The sequence below is a fragment of the Cellulomonas sp. P4_B5_2 genome (genome assembly GCF_056402235.1).
Window position 1 is genome coordinate 1 of the sequence record NZ_JBFUHU010000120.1, and the last position, 9,922, is coordinate 9,922.

Here is a 9,922-nt window from a genome sequence, read left to right on the forward strand (position 1 = left end):
CTGCACCGCCGACCAGCGGGCGCGGGCGTTGGACACCACGTCGTGCTCGGCGTCCCCCTGCTGCGCGACGATCAGCCCCACCACCGTGGGCAGGAACGGCAGCGCGCGCTTGCGCGACGGCTCGAACAGCCCCTCGGCTCCGAGGATCCCCTTGAGGTGCTCGATCCGGGCCAGCAGCTCGCCGAGGCCGACCAGGCGGACGTCGTCGGCCGCGAACGTCAGCGTGCCCTTCTTGGCGTGGAACTGCGGCCGGGCGTGCACCACGAGGTGCGCACCGTCGGCGAGCTTGTCGGCCAGCTTGTCGATGGCGAAGGCCGGAGCCGTGACCGACAGGGACATGTCCAGGTCGGTGTCCCGGAGCGTGAGGAAGTAGAGGGTGTTCCACCTCTTGAGGTTGAGCACCTGTCCCTCGACCCACACCGGCGGCATCTTCGCGATGTAGTCGGCGATCTTGGGCGCCAGGTGCCGGACCGGCCACGGGCGGTCCGGGGTGGTGTCCGCGGCGCGCAGCGGGGGCGGGCCGGCGGTCGCCGGGGTGCTCAGAGGGCCGGTGCTCACGCGCCCAGCCTGCCCCATCCCACCGACAGGCTCGGTCACGCCGGTCGCCCCGGCCCGTCGGAGGCGACCGGCGTGTGTCGACGCCGTGCGGGTCGGGTGCAGGTCACACCCGCTGGGCGCCTCCCCGCAGGGGGCGTCGCGAGCCGCCGATCTAGACTCGGACCCGTGACCTCCCCGACCGTCTCCACCACCGGCACGCCCAGCACCGCGACCGCTCCCCGCAAGCGCGTCCTGCTGGCTGCCCCTCGCGGCTACTGCGCCGGCGTGGACCGCGCGGTCATCGCCGTCGAGAAGGCCCTCGAGCACTACGGCGCCCCGGTGTACGTGCGCAAGGAAATCGTGCACAACAAGTACGTCGTCGAGACGCTCGCAGCCCGCGGCGCGGTGTTCGTGAACGAGACCGACGAGGTCCCCGAGGGTGCACGCGTCGTGTTCTCCGCGCACGGCGTGTCCCCGGCCGTACACGCGCAGGCGGCCGCGCGGAACCTGCAGACGATCGACGCGACCTGCCCCCTGGTCACCAAGGTGCACAAGGAGGCCGTGCGGTTCGCGTCCGAGGACTACGACATCCTGCTCATCGGCCACGACGGGCACGAGGAGGTCGAGGGCACCTACGGCGAGGCACCCGACCACATCCAGGTGGTGAACTCCCCGGACGCCGTCGCCGACGTGGTGGTCCGTGACCCCGACCGCCTCATCTGGATCTCGCAGACGACGCTCTCGGTCGACGAGACCATGGACACCGTCCGCCGCCTGCGCGAGCGGTTCCCGAACCTGCAGGACCCGCCCAGCGACGACATCTGCTACGCCACCCAGAACCGGCAGGTCGCGGTCAAGAAGCTGGCGCCGGAGTGCGACCTGGTCATCACGGTCGGCTCCGCGAACTCGTCGAACTCCGTGCGGCTGGTCGAGGTGGCCCTCGATGCCGGCGCCCGCACCTCCTACCGCGTGGACAAGGCCTCCGAGATCGACCTCGCGTGGCTCGACGGGGTGACGACCGTCGGAGTCACGTCCGGCGCCTCGGTCCCCGAGATCCTGGTCCGCGACGTCCTGTCGCTGCTCGCCGAGCACGGCTTCGGCGAGGTCGAGGAGATCCGCACGGCTACCGAGGACCTCATGTTCTCGCTGCCCCGCGAGCTGCGCGCGGACCTCAAGGCCGCCGGCAAGGCTCCTGTCACCCCGCGCCGCGACGGCCGCCGGTCCCTGGACGTCCAGCCCGCCTGACCGCTCGCGTCCGCCCGACGCTGCCGCCCGGACCGCACCGTCCGGCGTCGACCATGTCCCTGGATCCGGATCGGGCTGCATCCCGATGCCAACCACATGGTCGCGCCGGCCGCGGCGCCGGACACGTCAGGCGGTCGACGCGTCCGGTGTCGGCCGTACCGCCTCCGCGCGCAGCGCGCGCTCGTCCCGGTCGGCGCGTCCGTCGAACATGACGATCTGCTCCTCCGCGGACGCCACGAGCTCGGGGGCGCTGACCGCCGAGAGCTGCGGGTTCACCGGGTCGGGCGTCGGCAGGTCGGCGTCCACCACGTGCAGGTCTGCGAACCGCCGGGCGCTGACCAGCACGCGGGTCTCGAGCGAGGACACCGTCTGGTTGTACGCGCCGGCCGCCGAGTCGATGGCCCGGCCCAGCTTGGCCAGGTGGGATCCCATGGTGGCCAGCCGCCCGTGCAGCTCCTTGCCCAGTGAGAGCACGGCCTGCGCGTTGCTGGCCAGCGCGTCCTGCCGCCAGGCGTACGAGACCGTCCGCAGCAGCGCGAGCAGGGTGGTCGGCGTCGCGATGACGACGTTGCGCTCGAACGCGTACTCGATCAGCAGCGGGTCCTGCTCCGCTGCCGCGTGCAGGAACGACTCGGCGGGCACGAACATCACCACGAACTCCGGCGCCGGGGCGAACTGGTCCCAGTAGCGTTTGGCGGAGAGGTCGTCGACGTGGGCCCGGACGTGCCGGGCGTGCGCCGCCAGCCGCTCGGTGCGGACGCGCTCGTCGGTGGCCTGCGCAGCGTCGAGGAACCCGAGGAACGCGACCTTGGCGTCGACCACCACGTTCTTCCCGCCCGCGAGCTTGATCACCATGTCCGGCCGCAGCAGCCCGTCGTCGGTCCGCACCTGGTCCTGCTCCACGAAGTCGACGTGCGCGAGCATCCCCGCGGCCTCCACCACGCGCTTGAGCTGGAGCTCACCCCACTTCCCGCGCACCTGCGACGACCGCAGGGCGGTGACCAGCTGCGCGGTCTCCCCGCGCAGGTGCTCGGAGGCCAGGTGCATCGCGCGCACCTGCTCGCCGAGCGCCGCCTGGCCGGCCGCCCGCGCCTGCTCGGCCGTCGACAGCTCGACGCGCACCTGGTCCAGGGTGCGCGACAGCGGCTCGACCATGGCGCGCACGGCCTGCTCCCGCTGGGCCAGCTCGCCGACCTGCGTCTGGTGGTCGGCGGCGAACCGCTGGTGCGCGAGGGCGAGGAACTGGTCGGAGCTCGTCGCCAGGGCGTCGGCTGCCAGCGACCGGAACTGGTCGGCGAGCCGACCGGTGTCGGCAGCGGTCCGCCGCTCGGCCTCGAGCGTCGCCCGCGTCCGGGCGGCCTCGATGTCCGCCGCCCGCAGGCGGGCCGACGCGAACGTCCAGCCGACGAGCGCGCCGACGACGGCACCGATCGCGAGTCCGAGCAGCAGTCCTGTGTCCATGGGTGCAGGCTGACAGCACCCACTGACATCCGCGGGAAGGGGGAGGATCCGAGGCCCCGGCGCCACTACGGTGGTCCGATGTCGAACGCACCCGCCCTCGAGCTGCGCGGACTGTGGCGCAAGTTCGGGGACAAGATCGCCGTCGCCGGGATCGACCTCGTCGTCCCGGTCGGATCGTTCTACGGGCTCGTCGGCCCCAACGGCGCCGGCAAGACGACCACCCTGTCGATGGCCACCGGCCTCCTTCAGCCCGACTTCGGCACGGTGCTGGTGCACGGGCAGGACCTGTGGGCGTCGCCCGTCGAGGTCAAGGGCATGCTCGGTGTGCTCCCCGACGGCGTCCGTCTGTTCGACCGGCTCACCGGCGAGCAGCTGATCACGTACGCGGGTCTGCTGCAGGGCCTGGACCGGGAGACCGTCGCCGCGCGTGCGACCGACCTGCTGGCGGCTCTGGACCTGACCACCGACGCCAAGAAGCTGGTCGTCGAGTACTCCGCGGGCATGACCAAGAAGGTGGCGCTGGCCTGCGCGCTCGTGCACGCGCCGCGCCTCCTCGTGCTCGACGAGCCGTTCGAGGCGGTCGACCCGGTGTCCGCCGCCAACATCCGCGACATCCTCGCCTCGTACGTCCGCTCGGGCGGCACGGTCATCGTGTCCTCGCACGTCATGGACCTGGTGCAGCGGATGTGCGACCACGTCGCGGTCATCGCCGCTGGTCATGTGCTGGCGGCGGGGACGGTCGACGAGGTCCGCGGCGACAGCAGCCTCGAGGACCGCTTCGTCGACCTCGTCGGCGGCCGGGTGAGCGGGGAGGGTCTCGCGTGGTTGCGCACCTCGTCCGCCTGAAGCTGACCCTGCTGCGCAACGGCCTGCGGCGCAGCGCGTGGCAGGTGATCGGCCTCGTCGTGGCGGCGCTCTACGGCCTCGGAGCGCTCGCCGTCGTGGTCGTGTCCATGGCCGTGCTGAGCGTGCAGGAGCCGGACATCCGCGGGCTGGTGGTGGTGCTCGTCGGGTCCGTGCTCGTGCTCGGCTGGTGGCTGGTCCCCCTGCTCGCGTTCGGGCTGGACTCGACCATCGACCCGGCGCGGTTCGTCACGTTCGCCATCCCGCGCCGGTCCCTGCTGACCGGGCTGGCGCTGGCCGGACTGATCGGCATCCCCGGTGTGGTGAGCGCGGGCTCGGCGCTCGCGTTGGCGGGCGTGTGGTGGCGTACTCCCGCGGCCCTCGCCGTCGGCATCGTCTGCTCGGTCGTCGGGCTGGCCACCTGCGTCATCGGCGCGCGGGCGACCACCTCGGCGGCCTCCACGCTCGTGGCGAGCCGGCGGTTCCGCGAGGTGATGGCCGGCGTCGTGGTGCTCCCGCTCGTCGTCATCGGACCGGTCCTCGGGCGGTTGTCCGACAGCGCGGCGTTCACCGCGCAGACCGTCGAGCAGATCGCGGAGGTGCTGTCCTGGACGCCCCTCGGTGCCGCCTGGGCGGTTCCCGGCGACGTCGCCGACGGTCAGTGGGCGACGGCGGCGGCACGGTTCGCGATCGCGATCGTGACGCTGCTGGTGGTGGTCGTCGTGTGGGACCGGGCCTTCGCGCACGCGCTCGTGAACCCCGCCCACGAGAAGGTCTCCACCCGTGGTCACGGCCTCGGATGGTTCGACCGGCTCCCTGCGACCCCGCTCGGTGCCGTCACCGCACGCTGCCTCACGTACTGGGCGCGGGACCCCCGGTACGCCCTCGCCGTCGCGATCGTCCCGGTCCTCGCGATCGTGTTCTACGTCGTCAGCCCGGACGGCGGCCTGGTCCTCCTGATCGGCCCGATCGCGGGATACCTGATGGGCTGGGGCATCTCGGCCGACGTCGCGTACGACGGCACGGCCTTCTGGACGCACGTGGCCGCACCCCTGCGCGGCAGTGCCGACCGGTTGGGCCGGGTCATCGCGGCGGGTGCCATCGCGGGGCCGGCGGTCGTCGTGCTCTCGATCGGGTCCGCGGTGCTGACCGGGCAGCCGGAGGTCATCCCTGCCCTGCTCGGGCTCTCGTTCGGCGTGCTGCTCACCGCGCTCGGCGGGTCGAGCGTGCTGTCCGCGCTGGTCGTCTACCCGGTGCAGCTCCCGGGCGAGAACCCGTTCCAGACGAGGCAGGGCGCGTCCATGGCGAGCGTGGTCTCCCAGTTCGCCGGCTGGCTCGCCGTCATGGCGCTGAGCCTGCCGGAGATCGTGCTTGGGGTGATCGCGGTCCGCGGCGGGTCCGCGGCACTCGGCTGGGTGACGCTGGCTGTCGGGCTGGTGCTCGGGTCCGTGCTGCTCGCGCTCGGCGTGCGCATCGGAGGACGCACCCTCGACCGCACGGGACCGGACCTGCTGCGCCGGATCGTGGCGTTCGCCTGACCGGGGCGGCCACGGCACCCCCGTAGACTTCCCCCCCGTGGCACTCACCATCGGCATCGTCGGCCTGCCCAACGTCGGCAAGTCCACCCTCTTCAACGCGCTGACCCGCGCGCAGGTCCTCGCGGCGAACTACCCGTTCGCGACGATCGAGCCCAACGTCGGTGTCGTCCCGCTGCCCGACCCCCGGCTGACCACGCTCGCCGAGATCTTCGGCTCCGAGCGGATCCTCCCGGCGACCGTGTCGTTCGTGGACATCGCGGGCATCGTCAAGGGCGCGAGCGAGGGGGAGGGGCTGGGCAACAAGTTCCTCGCCAACATCCGCGAGGCCGACGCCATCTGCCAGGTCACGCGCGTGTTCGCCGACCCGGACGTCGTGCACGTCTCCGGTGACGTGAACCCCAAGGACGACATCGAGATCATCGCCACCGAGCTGATCCTCGCCGACCTGCAGACCCTCGAGAAGGCGATCCCGCGCCTCGAGAAGGACGTCCGCGCCAAGAAGGCGGACGCCGGTCTGCTCGCCGCCGCGCAGGAGGCGTTCGCGATCCTCGAGAAGGGTCAGACGCTCTCGCAGAGCGGGAAGAAGATCGAGCACCTCGACGAGCTCCAGCTCATGACGAGCAAGCCGTTCATCTACGTCTTCAACACCGACGACGCCGGCCTGGCCGACACCGCGATGCAGGACGAGCTCCGCGCGCTCGTCGCCCCCGCCGACGCCATCTTCCTCGACGCCAAGTTCGAGTCCGAGCTGGTCGAGCTGGAGCCCGACGAGGCCCGCGAGATGCTCGCCGACAACGGCCAGGAGGAAGCCGGCCTGGACCAGCTGGCCCGCGTCGGCTTCCACACSCTCGGSCTGCAGWCSTACMTGACCGCCGGCCCCAAGGAGTCCCGCGCCTGGACSATCCATCAGGGCTGGACCGCCCCGCAGGCCGCCGGCGTGATCCACACCGACTTCCAGAAGGGCTTCATCAAGGCCGAGGTCATCTCGTTCGACGACCTCGTCGCCGCCGGGTCCGTCGCCGCAGCGCGCGCCGCCGGCAAGGCCCGGATCGAGGGCAAGGACTACGTGATGGCCGACGGCGACGTGGTGGAGTTCCGCTTCAACGTGTGACGCCGTCGGGCACGCCGAGCGGGTGAACCTCGGACGGTTGTCCCGGTGCGCCCCGGTTCGGGCGGGTGACATCCCTGGGACGCCGCGCCGACCCGGCCCGCCCTGACGTGGGCGCCATAGGCTCGCAGACATGAACAAGGCCGAGGAGCTCGCCAATGTGGAACGTCTGTATGCAACGCTCGACACGAGCGCGCTCCTGGCGCTCCTGCCGTTGATCGACACGCTCTCGGAGCGGGTACGACAGGAGATCGAGCGCATCGGCGGGCCCGTCACGTCCTCCTCGGAGGCGCAGAAGCACGCCGCCCTGTTCGAGTCCGTCACGGCGGGTCTCGCGGGCCTCGCGAACCAGTGGCCGGGCAGCGACGCCTTCCAGGAGATGCAGGCGCAGGTGGACGCCGACAAGGCCAAGCTCCAGGCCCGAGCCGAGTCGGCCCGCGCGTTCGAGGCCGAGGCCCTGGACAGGACATTCGTGTACTCGATCAACCTGCACCAGCGCCGGCAGCTCGCGATCTTCGAGCTCGAGCGGCGCGGTGTCCTGCCGACGTGGTTCAGCGCGTAGGTCGCTGGGGGGACGATCGCCGCATCGAGGGCAAGGATGACGTGATGGCCGTCGGCGACGTGGTGGAGGTCCGCTTCAACGCCTGACCGCCTGCTTCCTCGCCAGATGCTCTCCCCTTCGGCGCGGGTTACCGTGCAGAGAGCTCGAACTCGAACCGGGCAACGAGGCTCGGTCGTGCCCTGGGGAGGCACCCATGGAAGCCATGTATCGATCCTTGACCCGGACAGTGCGCGGCGTGATCGTCGCGACGGTGGTCGTTCTCGGCCTCGTCGTCGCTGGTATCGGTACCGCGTCTGCAGCACCGCCGGACCGGCACGGCAGAGGGGTGCCGACGAGCAAGATCTCGGTCCAGCTCTGGACCTTCGCCGAGTACATCGGCTTCGGCACCGACGCCGCCACGATCGCCCGGACCGACGAGGTGTTCGGCCGCCTCGCGGACATGGGGTACCGGAACGTCGAGCCGTTCACGCTGAGCGGGTTGACCGCAGAGCAGTACCGCGCGCTGCTCGACAAGTACCGGCTCAAGGCCTCCGCGCGGCACGTCGACGTCGGGACGCCGCAGAACCCGGCCGACATCGGGCAGATCCTGGCGGAGAACAAGGTCCTRGGGATCACGTACTTCGGCTCCGGAGCCACCCCGATCTTCCCGCCGGTCTACACCACCGAGGCTGAGTGGATCGCGTACGCGGAGTACCTCGACGAGCTCGGCGCCGTGGCCCGTCGGCACGGCCAGAGGTTGATGGTGCACAACCACGACATCGAGTTCGAGACGGTCTTCGGCGGCCGGACGGTGTTCGACATCCTCATGGCCCACACGGACCCGAAGAATGTCGTGTTCCAGCTCGACCTCTACTGGGCGACCAACGGCGGCGGCGTCGACAACCCGCTCGCCGTGATCGAGCGGTACGGCAACCGGATCAAGCTGTTCCACGTGAAGGACATGGYGGACGGCCCGTTCCCCGGTCGGATCGAGATCGTCGGCGACGGGATCATCGACTTCCCGTCGATCTTCGCCGCGGCCGGCGGCAGCACGAAGTACTACGTCGTCGAGCACGACCCGCGGTTCGGCGACCCGACGTTCGACCCCTTCGAGGCGGCCCAGGAAGGCTTCGACTATCTCGACCGCGTGAGGTTCTGAGCCGGAGCGTCACGCCCGGGGAGTGCGAGCCCGGTCCTCCGCCTCGAGCACCCGGCGGAGGCCGGTGAAGTCGCGCAGCAGGATCCGCGCCAGCACGAACGTCGGCAGGAGCGCCACCAGCCGGAGCCAGTCGGCGACGTCGCCGCCGTAGTCGGCGTGGATGCGCGTGCCCCCGGCGTCGGGCGTGAGCGCGTACTCGACGCGGGAGTTCCACGGCGACGTCGAGTGCCAGACGACCCGCCGTTCGGGCTCGAGGACCTCGAGCACGTCGGTGAAATGGATCCGGAACGGCCCGATGCGGTCGACACCGGCCCACCGGTTCCCCACCTGCAGCGGACCGCTGTCCAGCGGACGGCGGGAGTCGACCGCGGGCGCGAACTCGGGCCACAGACCGGGATCGGCGAAGTACGGGTAGACGCGTGACGGCGGGTGATCGAGGTGCACGTCGAGGACCACGCGTCGCCACATCTGTCGTCACACCATCGAGGGCACGGGACGGTCCGGGTAGAGCTCCCTCATGGCGTTGTCGTACCTCCGCTTCATGAGGAGGGCGTACAGGAGCCGGATCGGGGCGGGCACGTTGGCGCGGACCCAGTCCTCCCGCTCGGCCTCGGGGACGCTCGCGATCAGCAGGCCGACCTGCAGCGACATGACGTCCTTCCCGAGCTCCTTGCGGTGCGCCATGAGGGTGGCGCGGGTGTGCTCCTCCATGAAGTCCCACTCCTGCTGGGACATCACCTCGCCCGCGACCGGGAGGATGTCGTCCTCCTCCTGCCCGAGATGTGCCGTCAGCAGGTCGCGCAGACCCTCGATATCGGTGGCGAAGGCGTCGCGAAGCCGGGGATCGGCGCTGACCACCCAGGGCTCCAGCTGCGGCTCGATCCGCGCGAGCCGCACCGCCACCTCGGCGTGCTGCGCCCGCATCTGACCGACGTGCAAGGAGCAGGCGGGCTCGCGCGCCTCCAGCCTGTCCCAGAGCACCATGTCCTCGGTCTCGTGGTGCATGTGCAGGGCGAAGAAGTCGAGGTGGGCGTAGCGGCCGACGATCGCCGAGCGTGCCGTGTCGCCGGGCTCGACCTCACGCACCAGCTGGGGGAGCTCCCGGTACAGCCAGCGGAAGATCCGGTGAACGAGGAGCATGCCCGACGTGTCGCAGCCGGCGTGCTCCCCCGCAGGCAGGGGTCCCGGGGGAGGCAGTGTCTTGGCCATCGGTCTCCACCACCCGATCTTCGACATCGGCGTCGTCGCGGTGCGAGGCGAACGCTACTCCCACGCCTCGGCGCGCCACATCACCCGCTGACCTGGCCCGAGGGTGACGAGACCGACGGAGGCCACCGGTGCGTGCGCCACTCGTCCCAGGACACGAACCCGGCTGGCGGGGCATCGAGAGGTTCGCTGCCGTCGAGCTCCTCCGGCGTGGGGACGCTGATGACGGCGGCCCAGGTCGTCAGCTCCTCGTCGGACATGTGCCACGTCGTGTGCGGTTCCTC

General features: G+C 71.3%; 10 protein-coding genes and 1 pseudogene. 6 read left to right on the top strand and 5 right to left on the bottom strand.

Annotation, left to right across the window (positions count from 1 at the left end; all coding sequences use genetic code 11):
• Window positions 1-558 (bottom strand): exodeoxyribonuclease VII large subunit (locus AC1DUQ_RS10485; RefSeq protein WP_477073755.1); only part of this gene is annotated, 558 nt, incomplete at its 3' end.
• A 165-nt stretch (window positions 559-723) separates the two neighbouring features.
• Between AC1DUQ_RS10485 and AC1DUQ_RS10490 the strand changes: the two genes are divergently transcribed.
• Window positions 724-1,782 carry a 4-hydroxy-3-methylbut-2-enyl diphosphate reductase gene (locus tag AC1DUQ_RS10490; RefSeq protein WP_477060262.1) on the top strand — a complete coding sequence of 353 codons (1,059 nt, stop codon included), beginning with the start codon at window positions 724-726 and terminating at the stop codon, window positions 1,780-1,782.
• A gap of 126 nt (window positions 1,783-1,908) precedes the next feature.
• On the opposite strand, the gene AC1DUQ_RS10495 is transcribed toward AC1DUQ_RS10490, so the two are convergent.
• Complete coding sequence (locus AC1DUQ_RS10495; RefSeq protein WP_477060263.1) at window positions 1,909-3,243, bottom strand: DNA recombination protein RmuC; 1,335 nt, start codon at window positions 3,241-3,243, stop codon at window positions 1,909-1,911.
• Window positions 3,244-3,321: 78 nt separating this feature from the next.
• Here AC1DUQ_RS10495 and AC1DUQ_RS10500 point away from each other — a divergent pair, with 78 nt between their 5' ends.
• The 5 genes from AC1DUQ_RS10500 (at window position 3,322) to AC1DUQ_RS10520 (ending at window position 8,432) form a co-directional block, all read left to right on the top strand.
• Complete coding sequence (locus tag AC1DUQ_RS10500) at window positions 3,322-4,089, top strand: ABC transporter ATP-binding protein (protein ID WP_477060264.1); 768 nt, start codon at window positions 3,322-3,324, stop codon at window positions 4,087-4,089.
• On the top strand, window positions 4,065-5,624 hold the full coding sequence (locus tag AC1DUQ_RS10505) for a hypothetical protein (protein ID WP_477060265.1): 1,560 nt from the start codon (window positions 4,065-4,067) through the stop codon (window positions 5,622-5,624). Before AC1DUQ_RS10500 ends, AC1DUQ_RS10505 begins: the two co-directional genes overlap by 25 nt.
• Window positions 5,625-5,661: 37 nt before the next feature.
• Window positions 5,662-6,735, top strand: coding sequence for a redox-regulated ATPase YchF (gene ychF, locus AC1DUQ_RS10510; RefSeq protein ID WP_477073756.1), 1,074 nt, complete (start codon window positions 5,662-5,664; stop codon window positions 6,733-6,735).
• Between the two features lie 130 nt (window positions 6,736-6,865).
• Window positions 6,866-7,294 (top strand): hypothetical protein, encoded by a 429-nt coding sequence (locus AC1DUQ_RS10515; RefSeq protein ID WP_477060267.1) that lies wholly within the window; start codon window positions 6,866-6,868, stop codon window positions 7,292-7,294.
• Window positions 7,295-7,529: 235 nt separating this feature from the next.
• Window positions 7,530-8,432 carry a sugar phosphate isomerase/epimerase family protein gene (locus AC1DUQ_RS10520; RefSeq protein WP_477073757.1) on the top strand — a complete coding sequence of 301 codons (903 nt, stop codon included), beginning with the start codon at window positions 7,530-7,532 and terminating at the stop codon, window positions 8,430-8,432.
• Window positions 8,433-8,441: 9 nt separating this feature from the next.
• Here the strand turns inward: AC1DUQ_RS10520 and AC1DUQ_RS10525 are convergent, their stop codons facing one another.
• The 3 genes and pseudogenes from AC1DUQ_RS10525 to AC1DUQ_RS10535 form a co-directional block, all read right to left on the bottom strand.
• Window positions 8,442-8,900 (bottom strand): SRPBCC family protein, encoded by a 459-nt coding sequence (locus AC1DUQ_RS10525; RefSeq protein WP_477073758.1) that lies wholly within the window; start codon window positions 8,898-8,900, stop codon window positions 8,442-8,444.
• A 6-nt stretch (window positions 8,901-8,906) separates the two neighbouring features.
• Window positions 8,907-9,641: a hemerythrin domain-containing protein gene (locus tag AC1DUQ_RS10530; protein WP_477073759.1), complete on the bottom strand. Its 735-nt coding sequence runs from the start codon at window positions 9,639-9,641 to the stop codon at window positions 8,907-8,909.
• Between the two features lie 80 nt (window positions 9,642-9,721).
• Window positions 9,722-9,922, bottom strand: a pseudogene (locus AC1DUQ_RS10535) (hypothetical protein); the annotation flags it as partial.

Coding starts and splice junctions, on each gene's coding strand:
- AC1DUQ_RS10495 (WP_477060263.1), bottom strand. CDS start 3,243: ATGGACACAGGACTGCTGCTCGGACTCGCGATCGGTGCCGTCGTCGGC.
- AC1DUQ_RS10500 (WP_477060264.1), top strand. CDS start 3,322: ATGTCGAACGCACCCGCCCTCGAGCTGCGCGGACTGTGGCGCAAGTTC.
- AC1DUQ_RS10515 (WP_477060267.1), top strand. CDS start 6,866: ATGAACAAGGCCGAGGAGCTCGCCAATGTGGAACGTCTGTATGCAACG.
- AC1DUQ_RS10525 (WP_477073758.1), bottom strand. CDS start 8,900: ATGTGGCGACGCGTGGTCCTCGACGTGCACCTCGATCACCCGCCGTCA.
- AC1DUQ_RS10530 (WP_477073759.1), bottom strand. CDS start 9,641: ATGGCCAAGACACTGCCTCCCCCGGGACCCCTGCCTGCGGGGGAGCAC.